The organism is Pantoea sp. ICBG 828 (genome assembly GCF_002928355.1).
Taxonomy (GTDB): Bacteria; Pseudomonadota; Gammaproteobacteria; order Enterobacterales; family Enterobacteriaceae; genus Pantoea; species Pantoea dispersa.
In genome coordinates this window covers 267,247-285,963 of sequence record NZ_POWN01000001.1, presented here as the reverse complement: position 1 = coordinate 285,963, position 18,717 = coordinate 267,247, and the positions used below count along the sequence as shown (strand labels likewise).

Sequence of the window (18,717 nt, the reverse complement as noted above, 5' to 3'; positions counted from 1 at the left end):
CTACCCCTGTAAATCCTGTGAAATCCGGCTGCTGTGCTCTGGCGCAGAGGCGCACTGTTGCTGTGTAACATCGTCATGCCGCGACAGGCAAAAAAAATCCGGGCACGATGGCCCGGAGGGGTTTTACTCCTTAGCGTTTACACCGTCTGCGTTTCCACCGCCGGCTGCTGTTTGCGCGTCACCAGCTTACGCAGCGTCACGTAGAACACCGGCGTCAGGAACAGGCCAAACAGCGTAACCCCCAGCATGCCCGAGAACACGGTGATGCCGGTGACGCCACGCACTTCGGCGCCCGCACCTTCGCCCAGAATCAGCGGCACGGTGCCGGCGATAAAGGCGATGGAGGTCATGACGATGGGGCGCAGACGCAGGCGACAGGCTTCCAGCGCCGACTCCACAATCCCTTTGCCCTGCATCTCCAGTTCGCGGGCAAACTCGACGATCAGGATGGCGTTCTTACATGCCAGCCCCATCAGCACCACCAGACCGACCTGGACAAACACGTTGTTATCGCCGCCGGTCAGCCACACGCCAACCAGTGCGGAGAGCATCGTCACCGGTACGATCAGGATCACTGCCAGCGGCAGCGTCCAGCTCTCATACAGCGCCGCCAGTACCAGGAACGCCAGCAGCACCGCCACCGGGAACACGATAAACGCGGTGTTGCCCTGGGTTGCCTGTTGATAGCTCAGGTCGGTCCATTCGATATTCATGCCGTTCGGCAGCACCTGGCTGGACATCGCCTCGAGTTTCTCCATCGCCTGCGCGGAAGAGAGCACGCGCGGATCGGCATCGCCAATCAGGTCGGCCGCCGGATAGCCGTTATAGCGAATCACCGGGTCCGGACCGTAGGTGGTGGTGATGTTCACCATGCTGCCAATCGGCACCATCTCACCGCGATCGTTACGGGTGCGCAGGTTCGCGATATCCTGCACGCTGTCGCGGAAATCCCCGTCAGCCTGCGCCATCACACGCCAGGTACGACCAAACTTGTTGAAGTCGTTGACGTAAGACGAACCCAGATACACCTGCAGCGTCGTGAACAGATCGGTCAGCGATACCCCCTGTGCTTTGGCTTTGTCGCGATCGACCTGCACATCCAGCTGCGGCACGTTGGCCTGATAGGAGGAGATCGGGAACATCATGCCAGGCGTCTGCATCACCGCACCGGACAGGGTATTAATCGCGGTTTGCAGTGCACCATAGCCCAGGCCCGCACGGTCCTGCACATACAGCGAATAGCCCGATCCCTGGCCCAGACCGAGGATCGGCGGTGGCATGATGGAGAAACCGAAGCCCTGCTGAATTTTGGAAATTTTCGCGTTGATCTCAGCATTAATTTCCGCCGCAGTGCGGCTGCGCTCGCTGAATGGTTTCAGACCGAAGAACACCGTGCCGGTATTCGGCGTATTGGTGAACTGCAGCGCATTCAGGCCGGGGAAGGCGACGGAGTAGGCCACGCCTTCGGTGTTCATGCCGATTTCGCTCATCTTACGAATCACTTCATCGGTACGCGCCAGCGATGAGCCTTCCGGCATCTTCACGCCACCAATCAGGTACAGCTTATCCTGGGTCGGAATAAAGCCGCCTGGCACGGTGTGGAACATGAAGCCGGCACCGGCCAGCAGTAGCACGTATACGCCAAACACCGCACCGCGCCGGCGCAGGGTTTTGCCGACCATCGATTCATAGCCGTCTGAGCTGCGCTGGAAGAAGCGGTTAAACGGCCGGAACACCCAGCCCAGCAGACGATCGATCAGGCGCGTCGGCAGGTCCTTCGGCGCACCGTGCGCCTTCAGCAGTTTCGCCGCCAGCGCCGGAGAGAGCGTCAGCGAGTTAATCGCCGAAATCACCGTCGAAATGGCAATGGTCACGGCAAACTGTTTATAGAACTGACCGGTTACGCCCGAGAGGAAGGCCATCGGCACAAATACTGCACACAGCACCAGCGCGATGGCGATAATCGGCCCGGAGACCTCGCGCATCGCCTGGTGAGCCGCCGCCACCGGTGTTAAGCCCTGTTCAATGTTACGCTCGACGTTCTCCACCACCACGATGGCGTCATCGACCACGATCCCAATCGCCAGCACCAGCCCGAACAGACTCAGGGTATTGAGCGAAAAGCCCAGCAGATAGAGCACGCTGAAGGTACCGACCACCGACACCGGCACGGCCAGCAGCGGGATGATCGAGGCGCGCCACGTCTGCAGGAACAGAATCACCACCAGCACCACCAGCACGATGGCTTCGAACAGCGTCTGGACCACGGCGCGGATCGAATCACGCACGAAAACCGTCGGGTCATAAGGCGCGGCCCACTGCACGTCATCCGGGAAGCGCGTTGCCAGCTCGGCCATCTTGGCGCGTACCGCATTCGACAGGTCGATGGCGTTTGCACCCGGCGACTGGAAGATACCGATACCAACCGCATCCTTGTTGTTCAGCTGCGAACGCAGGGCATAGCTGCCGGAGCCCATCTCGATGCGCGCCACGTCACGCAGGCGCACCAGCGTGCCGTCATCGGCGGTTTTCAGGATGATGTTGCCAAACTGCGCCTCATCTTCCAGCCGCCCCTGGGTGTTGATCGACAGCAGGAAATCGCTCTCTTTCTTCGTCGGCTCTGCGCCCAGCTGCCCGGCAGAAACCTGCACGTTCTGCTCCTGCATGGCGCTGACCACGTCGCCGGCGGTCATGCCGCGCGCCGCCACTTTATTCGGGTCGAGCCAGACGCGCATCGCGTAGTCACCGGCACCGAAGATCTGAATCTGGCCGACGCCCGGCAGACGCGCCAGCTCATCTTTCACCTTCAGCGTGGCGTAGTTACGCAGATAGAGCGAATCGTACTTGCCGTGGGGCGAGAACAGATGCACCACCAGCGTCAGGGTAGGTGACTGCTTCTGGGTGGTCAGGCCGAGCTGACGCACCTCTTCCGGCAGACGCGCTTCAGCCTGTGCCACGCGGTTTTGCACCTGGACCTGCGCCTGATCGGGATCGGTCCCCGGGCGGAAGGTCACGGTGGTAACCAGCACGCCATCTGAGCCGGCCACCGACTTCATGTACATCATGTTTTCCACCCCGTTGATCGCTTCTTCCAGCGGCGTTGCCACCGAATCAGCAATCACTTTGGGGTTGGCACCGGGATATTCTGCGCGCACCTGCACGCTGGGTGGTACCACGTTGGGGTATTCACTGATCGGCAACAGCGGAATGGCGATCAGTCCGGTGGTAAATATCAAAATCGACAGGACCGCGGCGAAAATCGGTCGGTCGATAAAAAAGCGGGAGAAATCCATAACGGGCAGTCTCGATTATTATTGAGCGGAGCGCATGGCCACCGGCTGCGCTTTTACCGGCATACCGGGCATGAACACTTTCTGCAGACCGTTGACAATCACCTTGTCGCCTGGCTTCAGACCCTGCTGCACAATACGCAGGCCGTTAGCCAGATCGCCCAGCTGAACATCGCGGCGTTCGGCTTTGCCCTGCGCATCAACCACGTAAACGTATTTACGATCCTGGTCGGTCAGCACCGCGCGGTCGTCGACCAGCAGCGCGTTAAATTCTGCGCTGCCCGGCAGCCGCACGCGGGCAAACAGGCCTGGGGTAAACTGACGCTGCTGATTGTCGAGCGTGGCGCGCATGCGAATGGTGCCGGTGCTGGCGGTCAGCTGGTTATCGAGAAAATCAACGGTGCCGCGGTGCGGATAGCCCTGTTCGCCGGTCAGCGCAATCTCTACCGGCAGCGAACCGCGGTTCTGGCCCTGACGCGCCATCGCCTGGTACTGCAGATAAATCGCTTCGTCGACGTCAAAGTAGACGTACATGCGGTCCTGCGAAACCAGCGTGGTGAGAACGCTGGCGCTGTCGCCGGCGGTCACCAGGTTACCGGTGGTGATCATCGCCCGACTGGCGCGACCATCAATTGGCGCGGTGACGCGGGTAAAGTCGAGGTTCAGCTGCGCCATATCGACTGCCGCCTGGGCGGCCAGCACGCTGGCCTGCGCCTGACTGGCGGTCGAACGCCGCTGTTCCCACTCTTCGCGCGACACCACCTGGGTGCCGATCAGCTTGTCGGTACGGGCCGACTCGCTGCGGGCCAGCGCCGCCTGGCTACGCGCGCTGGCCAGTTCGGCCTGCGCCTGCTCCAGCGTGGCGCGGTAGGTGCGGTCATCAATGGTAAACAGCACCTGACCTTTCTTCACCTCATCGCCTTCGCGATAGTTAACCTGATCGATGTAGCCCGAGACGCGCGGACGCAGCTGCACGCTCTGCACCGCTTCAATGCGGCCATTGAAGCTATCCCACTGGCTGACTTTTTGTTGCACCACCTGCGCGACACTCACTTCGGGCGGAGGCGGCGGCGCATTTTGCGCCACACCGCGATCACAACCGGCCAGCAGGCTTCCCAGCAACATCACTCCTGACAGGCTTACGGCCCGACGAACCCCATATGTTTGCAGATGCATTGTTGTTATTCCGCGTTGGTGAAAAAGAAAGGAGACGTACGAAAAATCTGCAACTTTTAAGATTGCATTAAAACCACAGGAGTGTAGGCTTGGGCGAACTGCATCTGCAAGAATATCTGATACACTTTATGTGCGGTTTTGATCAATTCGTAACAGGTAGCGAAAGCCCCTACGGCGAGTGCGGCATTTAATGCAATAATAAAACTTGCATTAAGTGCGATAGTCAGTCACCCTTAAAGTGTAATTGCAACTGATACTGATACTGTTCGCCATGGCGACGGGAGAGAATGGGATGATGAGCGACGCTTTTATTCACGATCTGATCGACTGGATTGATAACAACATTGAAGCACGTCTGGATCTGGACACCGTAGCGGGGCGCGCCGGCTATTCGAAGTGGCACCTGCAGCGTATGTTCAAAGAGCACACCGGCTATCCGCTGGGTGAGTACATCCGGGCTAAGAAGCTGAAAAAATCGGCCGACCGCCTGACCACCACCAACGAACCGATCCTTAACGTGGCCATTTCGCTGGGGTTCGATTCACAGCAGTCGTTTAACCGCAGCTTCAAGCGCCAGTATGGCGTGGCTCCGGGCGCATGGCGTCGTCACGCCGCGCACACCCCGAGCGCGATGCAGCAGTAAACCTCCGCCAGGGCCAGCCATGCTGGCCCGCGTTTTTCCCCGCCTGAAACCTGCTATTATCGGCGTCCTGCTTTTCAGGATGTCACTATGTCGAAAAAACTCTGGATTGGATTACTGTTTGCGCTGGTGGTTTGCTGGATCGGGCTGAAGCCCCATCTGAGCGGTACTGCACCAGAAAAACAGACGGATATTGCGCAACTGACCGATGCACATCGCGTGGCGCGCTGGCTCCAGCAGCACCACCGTTTGCCTGATTTTTATCTCACCAAAAGCGCGGCACGTCGTCAGGGCTGGAACCCGGCGCAGGGTAACCTGTGTGAGGTGTTGCCAGGACGGGCGATTGGCGGCGATCGCTTCAGTAACCGCGAACGGCGGCTGCCGATGCAGGCGGGACGGCAGTGGTATGAAGCGGACGTCAATTACGACTGCGGCCACCGCGATGCCGATCGTCTGCTTTACTCTTCTGATGGGCTGATCTTTCTCACTACCGATCACTATCGCAGCTTCACGCCGGTACCCTGACTATGCTGACACTCCATTTTGATTTTCGCACGCTGGGCACGCGCCAGGCCTTTTATCAGGCGCTGGTCGAACAGAGCGGCTGCGGTGAATGCTTTGGCTACAATCTGGATGCGCTGTGGGACTGGCTAACCGGCGGCATGGCGCTGCCGGCAACGCTGCATCTGCAGCATGTCGCCGAGGTCAGCGCCAGTGCGGAGTTTGCCCCGGTGCTGGCGCTGCTGGAAGAGGCGGCGCAGCAGCTGGCGGGCGAGCTGCGCCTGATTACTCACTGACTACGCGTGCAGCGGCAGCAGCATAATCGCCAGCGTCTGGCGTGCGCTGGCCGGCAAATCGCCGCCGCCGGTGTAGCCGTTATTCTCGACGATCAGCGAATTTAACCCCACCAGCCAGTCATAAATGTAATAGGCGGTGTGGTTAGCCGGCGCGGCAGACAGCCGCGTCAGACGCTGGCCTGACGAAAAGCTGACGCTGGGCGCCGGCGGGCGGGCGAAAATCGGGCTGCCGCGATTGACGCGACTCTGCGGCCGTTCACGTTCATCCCGCTGCAGGAAGCCGAGCCAGGCGACAAAGTCACCCAGCACCGTCATGGCACGCGACACCTGGCGATCGGTGCGCGCTTCATGGGCACTGACCTGCGTCTCTGTTTCGTTGAGCGCGCTTTGCAGTTTGCTCAGCACCTGCAGACGGAAGCTGGCGGTAATCAGCTCCTCCACCAGCAGTTCCAGCGTTGGCTTATCAACGTTGAGCAGCGCCAGCAGGCTCTGGCTCTCCGGCAGCTGACGCAGGTGCGCCAGCCACAGCGCGAACACCTGCTGAGGAAACTGCTGATCGCGCTGGCCGCTGCTGCTGCGCGGTTCGGCGGTGGTTACCGGCTCATCGTTAAACAGGTCAAACTCAAAACCAATACCAAAATAGCTCTGCTCCACCGCGGCCGGCTGACCGCCGGTGGACGGCGTGCTGCCGTGGCTCTGACTCAGCCACAGCTGGCGCACCGCTTCGCGCGACGGCTGCAGACGCTCAAGCAGCTCGCCATGCAGGCCGGTGCGATGCTGTAAACACTTCAGCAGCGTATCGGCGATGGCCTGTTTCCGCGCGGCCTGTTCCGGCGTGGCGCTGGCTTCGGTCCACGGCTGCAGACGCTCCACCAGTTTCTGCTGCAGCGTGCTGAGCTGTAGCGCCAGCCGGTCGCGCCGTGCCTCCGGCTGCATCTCATCCTGCAGCCAACTGCTCATGCGGTCGACGCCGGCGCGATCGCGCGCCAGCATGGAACCCCAGCTCTGGCCAGGCTGACCAATCTGCCGCTGTACCGCTTCATCGACGTTGATTTGCGACTGCTGATAGCGCGCATCGTGCGGCGTAATCGCCCAAATCAGGCGCGGCTTGTCTGCGCTGGCCGTCGCGCTCTGTTGCAGTTGCCACTCGCGCAGCGCGCTGGCGGCGAGATCCGCATCCTGACGCTGGCTGGCGGCGGTACAAATCAGCATTAAATCGATGCCCTGACGGGCGGCATAGAAGCCCGGCAGCAGGGCACGTTTCTGCTCCAGCAGACTGGCGCGCAGCGCATCACGCGCCTGCAGCCTTGCGCGCTCATCCTGCTGATCGCGGTCGGCGGGCGTGCCCGGCGCGGGCAGTTCCAGCATATCGGCTTCGTCATACAGCGCCTGACGCGGCGTCGAACTGAGCGGCAGGGTGATTTCCAGCGTCAGCAGCGCCAGCCAGCCGAGCGGTACCGACTGCGGTTTGCCCACGCGGTTGGCGACAACCGGACACACTTCAATCAATTCGTTCAGGTCGGCGTCATGGCCGATGAGCTTTTCAGCGGGCAGCGAGGCGTCATCCACCAGCAGGCTGAGCGGCGCCAGCACGCGCGGCGCGTGCCGCAGCTGATGGCGCAGATGCAGCAGGCTGCGCAGGGTTTCATTCAGCGCCGGACGCTGCGGCCACAGCAGCGCAAACAGCTGCACGCGGTCGTCCACGTTGAGCCACGGTGCCAGCTCAATCGCCTGCGGCCAGAAATGGCGGTCCAGCACCTCGGCGTGGTCGGGCTGGCGGCGATGCCACGCCCACAGCGTCACCAGCGCGTCGCTGTCGAGGCCGGGCTGCATCTCGCTCTGGCGATGGCGCTGCAGGCGCTGCAGCGCGGCATCAATCGCCGCGCTGTCCGGCTGGGTGCCCGCGCTGGCGCCGGCCAGCATCAGACGAATCAGCTCGGCTTCGCTCAGCAGCGTCATCTCCAGCGGCCACGCACCAGACTGCGCTTCACGCTGATGGCTGAAACGGGTGGCGATGGCAAAATCGAGATTGCCGGGATTGATGTGCTGAAAATAGTTCAGGGTTTTGTCGCCGAGACGGGCGATCAGCTGGCCCTGCGCGTCGCCGACCATTTCACTCAGCAGCCAGGCTTTACCCGCCTGCGACTGACCAAACAGCGCCAGGGTGACCGGCCGCGCCAGCTGTCGCGCCAGCGCGTGGCTTTCAACGCGGGCGCGCCGCAGCTGGAGCCGCAGCGTATCGGCTTCCAGCGCCAGACGCGGCGAGTGCGCCTGGTGGCTCTCCACCCAGTTCAGCGCGCCGTCAACCGTCTCCTGCAGCAGACCCAGGCGTTTAGCAGGTGTCGCCGGCGTGGCTTTTTTGGCAGTTCTCATCGTTTACACACGCTCCCGCTGTCGATCCAGTATTGCGCATTGGCGTTGCCGGTGGCCGACAGCGTATTCAGTTTCAGACTCAGTTGCTCCAGCGGCACGCGCGTGCCATCGTCCATGCGCGCCTCGCTCAGTACCAGCCGCTCCGGGCCGAGGTTATCCGGGCCCGGTTGTACCGCCAGCCTGATGCGCAGCACGCTTTCGCCCGCTAGCTGGCGCGCCAGCTGCGGATCGGTAATGCTCAGGCTGTAGAGCGGTGTCGCCGGCCAGCGGTCGTTCTCCAGCTGGCGGAAACCGAGGCAGACGTTACCGCGAATGCGGAAGCTGCTTTTACGGTCCAGCGCGAAGCTGTGGCTGTCGAGATCAATCTCGCTGTAGCACAGATTGTCATCGCTCAGCGTGGCGTTTTCATCCAGCACGCCAAGATAGCGAATGGTCGAGTAGGGTTCAAAATCGCCGGCGCGGAACCAGAAGCTGCTGAGACGCAGATCGAGTGCCAGCAGACACAGCATGGCACCGACCGCCGCGGTGGATTTCGGGTTATCAATGCGTCCCTGTTTGTTGAACGGATACCAGTCGCTGGTGTGATACCCCTCCAGCGATAAAATGCGGCTACCCGGCAGCGGCTGCAAATGACGCACCAGCGCCTGAATGCCGGGGAAGCGCGACGGGCGACCGGTCAGCAGCAGCACATCGCACTGATAGAGGGAAACCACTTCGCACATGGCGCGCAGCGCCGGGATGATCGCCATCCGGTGCTGCAGGAACTCAGCATGCAACTGCGCCATGCTCACCACCAGCGGCACGTCAAGCAGATCGAAACGGCTATCGCCGCCGAGCGTGCGCTGAATCTCTCCGTTGACAAACGCCAGCACGCTGCTGGCTGGCTTCTGCGGCACCAGCTCGCCAAACAGCGCGTTAATTTCGCTGTGGCTGTCGAGTGGATTCCAGTTTTCATAGCGCTCCAGCACCGCCTGCGCCAGCGGAATAAACAGCTGCAGGGTGACCTGCTGGCGCAGCGTGGCCTGACCGTCCATGCGGCTGTCGTGTCCAAACAGCTTGTTCATCAGCGGTTCCGCCAGCGCCAGGCCGGCTTTTTGCAGACTCTGCTGTAGCGCGGGCAGGATCCACAGCTGAATCACGTCCAGCAGAATGTCATCGCCGGCCACTTTAAACCCTTCCCGGAACAGCAGGCGCGGGGTGATTTTCACGTTGTTGCCCTGACCATCATCCAGACGATACTGGGTGATGGCGAGGTCGGTGGTGCCGCCGCCGATATCAATCGAGGCGATGCGCAGGCTTTTGCCCGGCAGCTCATCCGCTTCGCGCGGGCGATCCGGACGCGCCATGCTACTGAAGAAATCTTCCGCCCGACCGGCAAAGTTCACCTGGGTTTCGTTGAACAGCCACACCATCTGACCGCAGGTGGCTTCATCCCACTCCATCTGCACATCCGGCACCGGCCGCAGGCTGTGCGCCTGGCTGGCGGCGTCAAACGCGGCGTCGGCCGGATGCCAGCCTTCGGCTTTCCACACCAGCGCGATGGCTTCCTGCATGCGGCGACGGAAAATTTCCCGCTCCGGCTTCGGCATGGCTGACGGCAGCGTCAGGATCACATGACGCAGCTGGCGCGGCGCCTGGCTTTGCGGCATACGCTGGCGCTGGGCCACGCTGTTCATCTGCATCATGGCCTGCGCCAGCAGCTCACACAGCATAAAGGTCATCAGCGAGCTGCGGCTGTAGCTGGCAGAAAACACCGGCAGGCGGTCATCTTCCGGCAGGGCATGCAGCGGCTGCCCCTCATCGTTGAGCAACAGCGTAAACGGCAGCGCAGTGGCCTGCGGCTCGTCGCTGCCGCCGCTGGCGTTGAAGCGCCAGCCTGGCTGATAACGCGCTTCGTCCCATAAGTAGCGGCGCGGGCTGGAGAGGCCGGTGCTGCCCTCGGTGCCGGCGCGCTGCAGCGCGAGACGACTGGCTTCGCGACCGACGCGGGTCAGCGAGGGCCACATAAACGCGTTTTCGCGGCCGCTCTCCAGCGAGAAGTTGGCTTTGCCAAAGTGCGTTTCGGCAAACTCCAGTCGGCTGTCGAACAGCTCGTTGTAGACCTGGTGCGGCTGCGACAGATCGCGCAGCTGCAGCTCATAGGTCTGGCGCAGGCCGTTGCTCTCTTCGGGGTGATCTTCCACCAGAATGCCGCAGGTGTGCGAGTTGCCGACGTCGAGAATGATATCCACGTTGACCGCCGGCGTTTGCGGTGAGGCCGCCTGGATAGTGATTTCTGCCAGATCGAGCTGTTCGCCCAGCAGTTCCAGCACGTTGAGATAGTGCGCCTGATATTCAAATTCGCGCAGCGCCTGGTTCACTTCCTGCTCGCGGCGTGATTCCAGCGCATACACCTGCTGGCTGAACGTCTCGCGCAGCCAGCCGTCAACCCAGGTAAGGTCGAGGAACTCGCCCAGTTCATAGTTGTGCCACGCCAGCGCAAAGCTGACGCCGTTCTGCGCATCGGCTTTGCTCAACCCCAGCTGCTCACCGCCGTCCGCGTCGGCCACCAGGCGCGTATCAAAGGCGAGGGTGATGCGATGGGTATTACCCGCCGCGTCGGGCTGGCTGAGCGGCGCAAGGCGCAGACGCGCCCAGTTATCCGGGCCACCGATAAAACGACGGCCGCTGGAACAGCGCAGCACCGGCAGCGGCAGCCACTGCCCGGCCAGCAGCGTCAGGGAATCGGCCAGCGCGATATCGGTCTCCGGGCGCACTACCTCAGCGGCACCGCCATCCTGCGGATAGAGCAGAAACTTGCCGCTGTTGCCATCAACGTTGAGGCGCAGCAGCGGGCCGTTGGCGGTCTGGCGCACAAACTGCCGCCGCGCCTGTAGCGCGGGCAGGCGCAGACCAAAATCAAGAAACTGCACACCGCTGTCTTCGATCAGCGTGATTTTCTGTTTGTCATCAATCAGGGGAGCCAACATGGTTACTTACTCTCACGCTTAATCGTCAACGGGAACACCTGATCGGCGCCATACTGCGCCGTACAGCTGGCAATGCCATCACCGGCTTTGCACAACAGCTCCGGCATGCGATAGCGTGATTTATCGCTGCAGCTGGCAGTATAGCGGCTGCGCACTACCATGGTGCCGGCGCTGGTCATGGCGGCGGTGACATCGGCTTTACAGCGAATATTGTCGCCCTGGGTAATCACTGCGCTGCCTTTACCGTTGCGGATCTGATAGCGCAGGCTCGGCGGCTTGCCGGTCGGCAGATTGGTCTGACGCAGCGTCACGCGCCAGGTACCATTGATAAATTTCACCGAGCCGAGGCGCGCGTCATCGGCCGTCATCACCAGATCGTCCGCTTTGGCCGGTTCGGTATGTTCCGCTACGACCTCCGGCGGTGCCGGTGGGGTAGCCGGTGCCGGCGCAGGCGTCACCGTCGCACTGCTGTGCGGCAGCGTGGCGGCCAGCGTCTGTGCTTTCGCCAGCATCGCCGGGGCCAGCGCGGGCGCGGCGCTGACCACAGGCGCGGTTTCGGTTTCTGCCGGCTGGACCGGCGCGTCGTGTAACCAGAAGGCCACGCCCGCTGCGGCGGCAGCCAGAGGCAGCACCAGCAGCAGCGGGCGCAGTGCGGATTTATTCCGCGCGGGCGCGTCGGCGACCACGCTCAGCGGTGCGGGTTCGGGTGCGGCCTGTGGTTCGGGTTCCGCCAGCCGTTCCGGCTCGGGCTCCGCCACAACGGGGGCCGCAACCGGTTCAGGCGCGGCAGCCCTTTCTGGCTCCGGCGCGGGCACCACCAGCGGCGGCAGTTCTTCATCAAGGCTGTCGCGCAGGCAGGCCAGCGCATCATCACGCGTGCGCGCCTGCGGGTCGACAAAGCCCCAGAAGGTGATCACCGGCTTGCCATCCACCAGATAGACGTATTGCTGATCGGGAAACTGCAGCGTCTTTGCCAGCAGCGCCCCAAACAGGCGCATCGCCGGATTGTCGGCATCCCGGGCGCGCAGGCTGAGCGCCTGCAAATCCTGCTGATTAAGGGTGAGCTGATCCAGCGCCTGACGCTTTTCGCGATCGCTGGCCGCCAGCCAGGATTTCACTTTGCCGCTGAATGGCGCGTACCAGTCAAGGCGGTCACCGCGCTCGTTGGCCTGCGGGATCGCGAGGCAGTTGGCCAGAGTCGTCTGGCGGCGCAAACGTAATGTTTCGCGAATTTGCAGGGCAGAAGCCCAGACCGGCTGGCCGTTCTCCCCCAGAGCCAGTAACGCGTCGAGATTGCCGCTGCGCAGAAAAGTTTTTGCCACTCGTTGGGCCCTTATCGGTGGTTATCTGAAGCCAAACATCGGGTGTGATGGGCGATGGTAGTGATCTTAAGCCAAATGCGCCGCAATCAAACGGGGGAAAAAGGGGGGGAAACAGGGCGTTATTCCCCCCACGGTACGCGGGGTGGTGAAATGTTAACCGTTCCGGCGCGGGCTGAGCAGCAAATGGGTAAGGACGCCCCCGATCAGGCCCCAGAACGCCGAGCCGACGCCGAGCAGGGAGATGCCGCTGGCGGTGATCAGAAATGCCACGATGGCGCTGTCGCGCTGCGCCGGTTCCGCCAGCGCGCGCTGCAGACTGCCCGCCAGCGTGGCCAGCAGTGCCAGACCGGCCAGCGTGGCGATCAGCACCGGCGGCAATGCGCTGAGCATCACGGCGATCAGCGCGCCGGTAAAGCCGGTCAGCAGATAGAACACGCCCGCCAGCGCGGAAGCCACCCAGCGGCGCGCCGGGTCCGGATCGACATCATCGCCCATGCAGATCGCGGCGGTGATCGCCGCAATACACACCGAGAAGCCGCCGAACGGCGACAGCAGCAGCGCGATCAGGCCGGTCCAGCCGGTGAGCGCGGAGACCGGCGGCCGGTAGCCATGCGCCTGCAGCGTGGCAATACCGGGCGCATTCTGCGACGCCATGGTCACCAGGAAGTAGGGCAAGCCGACGCCAATCAGCGCGGCAGGATTAAAGTGCGGCATGATAAATTCCGGCACGCTCAGCGTTAGCGCATGAGGCGGAAAGTGGATGGCGCGCTGACCCAGCGCCACCAGTACACCTGTCACCAGCGCCAGCAGAATGGCATAACGCGGCAGCCAGCGGCGGCCCAGCAGCCACACCAGACACATGCTGCCGCACAGGGCAAAATGATCCTGTAAGCCGCTGAAAGTGCCGATGCCAAATCGCAGCAGAATCCCCGCCAGCATCGCGGCCGCCAGCGACTGGGGAATGTGGTTCATCAGCCGGGCAAACAGGCCGGTCACGCCGCTCAGCACAATCAGCAGATTGGTAGCGACAAACACCCCAACCACTTCATTCAGCGTCAGGCCGTGCACGCTGGTGGCCAGCAGCGCGGCACCTGGCGTCGACCAGGCGGCGAGCACCGGCATCCGCGTCCACAGCGACAGGCCGAGTGACGCCAGTCCCATGCCCACGCCCAGCATCGACAGCCAGCCGCCAATCTGCGCCGGTGAGGCGCCTGCGGCCTGCGCCGCCTGGAAGATCAGCGCCGCGGTGCTGCTGTAGCCGACCAGCACGGCGATCAGGCCGGAAATCAACATTGGAAAGGAAAAAGCCGGACGAACAGTCGCAGTGGTCATGGAATCACATCCTGTTGTGCGTTATAACGCACATTGTGGCACGCGCGGTATGGCGCGCACAAGTGGTACACTGCGCGCCCGCTTTTCAGGAGAATTCATGGAAAATCTGCATCAACATCTCAGCCAGGCGCTGAAGCAGCTGCGTCAGGCCAATGGCTGGAGCCTGACGCTGGCGGCGGCGCGCACCGGCGTGAGTAAAGCCATGCTCGGTCAGATTGAGCGCGGCGAGTCGAGTCCAACGATCGCCACGCTATGGAAAATCGCCACCGGCTTTAATGTGCCGTTCTCTTTTTTTGTGCAGAGCGGGGCGCAGCCGTCGGGCGATGTGGCGACCTTCAGCCAGCCCAATGCACAAATGCAGGTGAAGCCGCTGCTGCCGTATGACGCGCGTTTGCGCTTCGATCTGCTGGAAGTGACGCTGGCGGCGGGCGCGCAAAGCGATTCATCAGCGCACGAAAGCGGGGTGATTGAGCAGGTGGTGGTGGTGGAAGGTGAGCTGTTGCTGGGCATGGCGGGCAGCTGGCGTCGCCTGCAGGCCGGCGAGGCCAGCCAGTTCGCCGCCGATCAGCCGCACAGCTACCGCAATCCGCTGGCCAGCGCGTTGCGCTTTCATAGCCTGATACACTATTTGCAGCGCAGCTGAGCGGCGGGATGCGCAATTACAAATTGATACGAAGGCAAACTACACAGTTTACCTGCGTATTTATATACTGCGGTCTCATCAGTAAAGGAAAAGGGCGATGAGCGAGCTGATTAGCGCCGCTGCCGCGTTACGCAGCATTAATGGCAAACTGATGCGCCGCCTGCGTGAATCGGCCCCGCCGGGCGATCTCACCTGGCCGCAGGTTTCCGTGCTGGGTTATCTGGTGCGCGACGGCGCAATGACGGTGACCGAGCTGGCCGCGCGCGAAGGGGTGCGCAGCCAGTCGATGAGTGCCACGGTCGCCAGCCTGCAGACGCTGGGCCTGGTACAGGGCGTGGCCGATGCTCAGGATGGCCGCAAAACCCGTTATCAGCCTACCGCTGCCTGCCTGCAGCTCATCGCCAGCAATCGCGCCCAGCGTGACGACTGGCTGCTGTACAGTATCAGCAGCCTGCTCAGTCCGCAGGAGCAGCAAACGCTGCTGGCCGCCATTCCCTTACTGCAACGACTCGCTGACCACTAATTTGAGAGGACTCACCATGGCTGTCACCACGTTAGATGCCCAAACCGCCCTGATTGTCATCGACCTGCAGCACGGCATCGTCCGCCTGCCGGTTACGCCGCGCCATCCGGATGAAGTGATTGCACGCGCCACGCAGCTGACGCAGGCGTTTCGCGCGAAACAGCTGCCGGTGGTGCTGGTGAACGTGGCGGGCGGCGCCCCGGGCCGCAATCAGCAGCCGCGCCACGATGCTGCTCTGCCGGCAGACTGGGCGGTGCTGGTGCCGGAAATGACACCGCAGCCGGGCGATATCAGCGTAACGAAAAAAACCTGGGGCGCGTTCCACAATACCGATCTGCATCAGCAGCTGCAGCAGCGTGGCGTAACGCAGGTGGTGGTGTGCGGGATTGCCACCAGTATCGGCGTGGAATCCACGGCGCGTCAGGCGTACGAGCTGGGCTACAACGTCACGCTGGCGACTGATGCGATGAGCTGCCTGAACGCTGAAACCCACCACAACAGCATTGAGCGCATCTTCCCGCGCCTCGGCGAAACCGGCACCACTGACGAAATCCTCGCGCTGCTGAACTGATCTTTTCCCTCCAGGGCTGGTACTGCCGGCCCTTATCTTTGCCGCTCGCTGCCACTGGTTATTCTGCTGCGCCTCGCTTTCCCTGCCGCCGTTGAGAGTTGGTTGTAACAGCGCTGGTTACTGTCACAGTATGCACAGCAACACGATAACCAATATTTAGCCTGACTTTACGTTTTATTAACACCAGAGAGCAGCAGGATCGGGTAGAGAAATACAGCGATATTCTGCTGCAGGGAGGTAGGGATGCTAAAAAAATTAAACGTGCTTTATCTCATCGCCAGCCTGTTTTTTCTGGGCACCGGTATTACCTTAGGTCTGGTGTTGTCACCGTTAATTACCGCGGAAGTGAATGCCACGCAAAAGGAGGTTGATCTGGCGAAACAGCAGGCGCTATATAGCGGCGAGTTTGATCGCCATCAGCCGGGCAGTGATGCGCTTTACTGGGCCAGCGGTAAAGTCTATCTCAATGAAAATGTCATCGCCTTTGAGGGGGAAATTGCCCCCGGGCCACACTATAAAATTTACCTCACCAAAACTCAGGCGTTTGATCAGCACTCATTTCTGCAAATAAAACATCAGTCGGCGTTAATTGGCGATTTAAATAATTTTGGTGATTTTATTAAATCGCTGCCGGAAGGTATCGATCCGCAGGAATATTGTGCCGTGCAAATCTGGAGTGAGCAATTTTCGAAATTTGTCGGCTCAGCGCGTTATCGCACCTGAATAAGGCACCGACGTGCGCCGGTGCCCGCTTTAGATTACTGGAAAGCGTAGCTCAGCGTCAGGCCGACGCTGTAATTACGCCCCGGTGCGGGTTCGTAATACCGGCCATTGCTCTCATTAACGATGACCGAGCCGATATAGTGGCGATCGAGCAGATTATCCATGCGACCAAACAGATCCAGCGTCCAGTTCTGCACCAGCCATTTATAGCCGCTGTTCAGTCCCACCACCGTATACGCCGGCGCTTTGACATCATTCTGGTCGTTGGCTGCAATGTCGCTCAGGTAGCGCAGGTCGCCGCCGGCATACCAGCCTTGCTCCGGCGCGTAGGCCAGTCCGGCGTAGGCCATATTGCGTGCAATACCGGGGATGCGCTTGCCGTCACAGCTGTCGCTGCCGCAGGCGTTACTGCGGTAGCGCGCGTCGAGCAGTGTCCACGCGGCTTTCAGGTGCCAGTCATAGCCAAACTGCTGATCGAGCCCGAGTTCCAGGCCACGGCGGCGCGTCTCACCGGCGTTTTTGTAGCTGGTGCGGCCTTCGTAACTGCTGTCTGACACGATCTCGTTTTTGGTATCGGTCTGAAACAGCGCAGCGGTCAGCAGGCCGTTGCCGAGGCGTTTTTTGCTGCCGAGCTCAACGGTATTGCTGGTGGCCGGCTGCAGGTTGAGATTGAGCCCGGCCTGATCCGCCGCGCGGTAGGAGAGTTCATTGAGCGTCGGCGTTTCAAAGCCGCGACCGGCGGAAACATAGGCGTTCCAGCCATCATCAATCGCGTATTTGAGCGAGGCCGCAGGCAGCCAGCGGTGATAGCGGCGATTGCCGCTGTCATCCGGGTCGCTGGCGGTCACGTAATAGTCGTTAGCATCGAAATTGACCGTGCTGAAGCGCACGCCGGCGTCCAGCGACCAGCGATCGCTCAGCTGCCACGCGGTCTGCAGATAGGGATCGAGGTTCCACATCAGGTTGCGCTCGTTGCGGCGCAGATCACCCTGCACGCCGTAGTCGGTGGCGCCGTCACTGCGGGTGAAGTTCTGATAGCCTTTGCGCTTCTCGCTCATGGTTTCATAGTCAAGGCCGCCGGTCAGGGTCACCGGCAGCGTCAACAGCGTCGCGCGGTGCGTCCAGCGCGTATCAATGCCCTGGTAGTGGCGCGCCAGTGAAATGACACCACCGGGATAGCCGGCTTTCAGCTGGGTCGCCAGCGGGATGGACTGATACTGGGTGGTTTCGCGCTCACCGGCATAGAGCATCACGCTGAGATCGTCGTTGTCGCTCATCTGGCGCTGGTAGTGCAGGCCCGCCTGGGTCTGGTCGACGGTTTTACGCGCGTTGTACAGCGTGACGTTGCTGGCCACCTGGCGCGGATTATCACGCCACTGATCCGGCGTCAGGCCGCCCGGATCCTGCGCCTCAACGTGAACGCTGTTGAACAGCAGCGTCAGGGTGCTGACATCGTCAATGCGCACGCCAAGCCTGGCATTGCCGAGGTTTTTCTGCGCGGCGCTGTGGTCACGATAGCCGTGCGTGGTGAAGCGCGAAGCCGACACCGTATAGTCAACATCGCCGGCATGGCTGCCATCACCGGTGGCACCGCTCGCTTTCACGCTGTTGCGCCAGCTGCCGTAGCTGCCGTACCAGCTGCTGGCTTCCAGCGTGGTCGGCTGCTGGCCGCGCTGGGTTTCCACATTGATCACGCCGCCCGATGCGTTACCGTACAGCGCAGAGAAAGGGCCGCGCAGCACTTCCACGCGATCGATGGAACCGATATCGATATTCGAGGTTTGCCCCTGGCCATCCGGCATGCTGGCCGGAATGCCATCGACGTACATTCTGATGCCACGCACGCCGAAGGTGGAACGCGAGCCAAAGCCGCGCACCGAAATCTGCAGGTCCTGCGCATAATTCTGCCGGTTCTGGATTTGCAGACCCGGCACGCTGGTGAGGTTTTCAGACAGGTTAACGCGCGGTGCGGCGTGGCGCATATCGTCGCCGCTGACGACGCTGACCGCCGCCGGGGTATCCAGCTCAGAGAGTCCACTGGCCGCAGGCGCGGCGCTCACCACCAGGGTATTGCTGGCATTGTCCGCCGCTAATAGCGGCAGCGGCAGGAGTGCAGGCAGCATCAGCAACGGCGCCTGTCGCAAAAGAGCAATTTTCATTTTAATAACCGTAAAAGACGTGAAATGAACCAATCGGGACATTTATCGCGCGTATGTTAATCGTTTTAGCGCGGGTTTGAAAAGCGTTAATAGTAGGGCAGAACCCTGTTAAGTGTGGCGTGAAAAATGTCCTTTCACCGCACCTCTGGCCTGGCTGTCAGCCCCAATTTCTGTCAGTGTGATCGTTTTGCCTGCGGTA

14 protein-coding genes are annotated in these 18,717 nt (G+C 61.6%); 7 read left to right on the top strand and 7 right to left on the bottom strand.

Features of this window, described 5'->3' with window-relative positions:
• Positions 1 to 137: 137 nt before the first annotated feature.
• The gene (gene oqxB, locus C1Y43_RS01290; RefSeq protein WP_058758475.1) at positions 138 to 3,293 is read right to left on the bottom strand and encodes a multidrug efflux RND transporter permease subunit OqxB; all 3,156 of its coding nucleotides are present in this window, start codon (positions 3,291 to 3,293) and stop codon (positions 138 to 140) included.
• Between the two features lie 18 nt (positions 3,294 to 3,311).
• Positions 3,312 to 4,466 carry an efflux RND transporter periplasmic adaptor subunit gene (locus C1Y43_RS01285; protein ID WP_031279145.1) on the bottom strand — a complete coding sequence of 385 codons (1,155 nt, stop codon included), beginning with the start codon at positions 4,464 to 4,466 and terminating at the stop codon, positions 3,312 to 3,314.
• A 292-nt stretch (positions 4,467 to 4,758) separates the two neighbouring features.
• Here C1Y43_RS01285 and C1Y43_RS01280 point away from each other — a divergent pair, with 292 nt between their 5' ends.
• The 3 genes from C1Y43_RS01280 to C1Y43_RS01270 all read left to right on the top strand — a co-directional run bounded on the left by C1Y43_RS01280 (position 4,759) and on the right by C1Y43_RS01270 (position 5,903).
• Entirely contained in the window at positions 4,759 to 5,109 is a 351-nt protein-coding gene (locus C1Y43_RS01280) for a helix-turn-helix domain-containing protein (protein WP_021506154.1), read from the top strand.
• A gap of 87 nt (positions 5,110 to 5,196) precedes the next feature.
• A complete protein-coding gene (locus tag C1Y43_RS01275; RefSeq protein ID WP_021506153.1) occupies positions 5,197 to 5,631 on the top strand; it encodes a ribonuclease domain-containing protein in 435 nt (144 codons plus the stop codon).
• 2 nt (positions 5,632 to 5,633) lie between these two features.
• Positions 5,634 to 5,903: a barstar family protein gene (locus tag C1Y43_RS01270; protein ID WP_021506152.1), complete on the top strand. Its 270-nt coding sequence runs from the start codon at positions 5,634 to 5,636 to the stop codon at positions 5,901 to 5,903.
• Here C1Y43_RS01270 and C1Y43_RS01265 read toward each other — a convergent pair whose 3' ends face one another.
• From C1Y43_RS01265 to C1Y43_RS01250, 4 genes are all read right to left on the bottom strand, one after another.
• Positions 5,904 to 8,276 carry a virulence factor SrfC family protein gene (locus C1Y43_RS01265; RefSeq protein WP_104186735.1) on the bottom strand — a complete coding sequence of 791 codons (2,373 nt, stop codon included), beginning with the start codon at positions 8,274 to 8,276 and terminating at the stop codon, positions 5,904 to 5,906.
• Positions 8,273 to 11,245, bottom strand: coding sequence for a virulence factor SrfB (locus tag C1Y43_RS01260; RefSeq protein ID WP_104186733.1), 2,973 nt, complete (start codon positions 11,243 to 11,245; stop codon positions 8,273 to 8,275). The genes C1Y43_RS01265 and C1Y43_RS01260 overlap by 4 nt, the downstream gene beginning before the upstream one ends.
• Positions 11,246 to 11,247: 2 nt before the next feature.
• On the bottom strand, positions 11,248 to 12,567 hold the full coding sequence (locus tag C1Y43_RS01255) for an SrfA family protein (RefSeq protein WP_104186731.1): 1,320 nt from the start codon (positions 12,565 to 12,567) through the stop codon (positions 11,248 to 11,250).
• 153 nt (positions 12,568 to 12,720) lie between these two features.
• Positions 12,721 to 13,899 (bottom strand): benzoate/H(+) symporter BenE family transporter, encoded by a 1,179-nt coding sequence (locus C1Y43_RS01250; RefSeq protein WP_021506148.1) that lies wholly within the window; start codon positions 13,897 to 13,899, stop codon positions 12,721 to 12,723.
• Between the two features lie 97 nt (positions 13,900 to 13,996).
• On the opposite strand from C1Y43_RS01250, the gene C1Y43_RS01245 reads away from it, so the two are divergent.
• The 4 genes from C1Y43_RS01245 to C1Y43_RS01230 all read left to right on the top strand — a co-directional run bounded on the left by C1Y43_RS01245 (position 13,997) and on the right by C1Y43_RS01230 (position 16,359).
• Positions 13,997 to 14,542 (top strand): helix-turn-helix domain-containing protein, encoded by a 546-nt coding sequence (locus C1Y43_RS01245; RefSeq protein WP_104186729.1) that lies wholly within the window; start codon positions 13,997 to 13,999, stop codon positions 14,540 to 14,542.
• A 97-nt stretch (positions 14,543 to 14,639) separates the two neighbouring features.
• Entirely contained in the window at positions 14,640 to 15,065 is a 426-nt protein-coding gene (locus tag C1Y43_RS01240) for a MarR family winged helix-turn-helix transcriptional regulator (RefSeq protein WP_104186727.1), read from the top strand.
• 16 nt (positions 15,066 to 15,081) lie between these two features.
• Positions 15,082 to 15,636 carry an isochorismatase family protein gene (locus C1Y43_RS01235; protein WP_058758482.1) on the top strand — a complete coding sequence of 185 codons (555 nt, stop codon included), beginning with the start codon at positions 15,082 to 15,084 and terminating at the stop codon, positions 15,634 to 15,636.
• A gap of 243 nt (positions 15,637 to 15,879) precedes the next feature.
• Positions 15,880 to 16,359 (top strand): DM13 domain-containing protein, encoded by a 480-nt coding sequence (locus C1Y43_RS01230; protein WP_021506145.1) that lies wholly within the window; start codon positions 15,880 to 15,882, stop codon positions 16,357 to 16,359.
• 35 nt (positions 16,360 to 16,394) lie between these two features.
• Here C1Y43_RS01230 and pqqU read toward each other — a convergent pair whose 3' ends face one another.
• On the bottom strand, positions 16,395 to 18,518 hold the full coding sequence (gene pqqU / locus C1Y43_RS01225; protein WP_199189132.1) for a TonB-dependent receptor PqqU: 2,124 nt from the start codon (positions 18,516 to 18,518) through the stop codon (positions 16,395 to 16,397).
• Positions 18,519 to 18,717 lie beyond the last annotated feature (199 nt).

Coding starts and splice junctions, on each gene's coding strand:
- oqxB (WP_058758475.1), bottom strand. CDS start 3,293: ATGGATTTCTCCCGCTTTTTTATCGACCGACCGATTTTCGCCGCGGTC.
- C1Y43_RS01285 (WP_031279145.1), bottom strand. CDS start 4,466: ATGCATCTGCAAACATATGGGGTTCGTCGGGCCGTAAGCCTGTCAGGA.
- C1Y43_RS01280 (WP_021506154.1), top strand. CDS start 4,759: ATGATGAGCGACGCTTTTATTCACGATCTGATCGACTGGATTGATAAC.
- C1Y43_RS01275 (WP_021506153.1), top strand. CDS start 5,197: ATGTCGAAAAAACTCTGGATTGGATTACTGTTTGCGCTGGTGGTTTGC.
- C1Y43_RS01270 (WP_021506152.1), top strand. CDS start 5,634: ATGCTGACACTCCATTTTGATTTTCGCACGCTGGGCACGCGCCAGGCC.
- C1Y43_RS01265 (WP_104186735.1), bottom strand. CDS start 8,276: ATGAGAACTGCCAAAAAAGCCACGCCGGCGACACCTGCTAAACGCCTG.
- C1Y43_RS01260 (WP_104186733.1), bottom strand. CDS start 11,245: ATGTTGGCTCCCCTGATTGATGACAAACAGAAAATCACGCTGATCGAA.
- C1Y43_RS01250 (WP_021506148.1), bottom strand. CDS start 13,899: ATGACCACTGCGACTGTTCGTCCGGCTTTTTCCTTTCCAATGTTGATT.
- C1Y43_RS01245 (WP_104186729.1), top strand. CDS start 13,997: ATGGAAAATCTGCATCAACATCTCAGCCAGGCGCTGAAGCAGCTGCGT.
- C1Y43_RS01240 (WP_104186727.1), top strand. CDS start 14,640: ATGAGCGAGCTGATTAGCGCCGCTGCCGCGTTACGCAGCATTAATGGC.
- C1Y43_RS01235 (WP_058758482.1), top strand. CDS start 15,082: ATGGCTGTCACCACGTTAGATGCCCAAACCGCCCTGATTGTCATCGAC.
- C1Y43_RS01230 (WP_021506145.1), top strand. CDS start 15,880: ATGCTAAAAAAATTAAACGTGCTTTATCTCATCGCCAGCCTGTTTTTT.
- pqqU (WP_199189132.1), bottom strand. CDS start 18,518: ATGAAAATTGCTCTTTTGCGACAGGCGCCGTTGCTGATGCTGCCTGCA.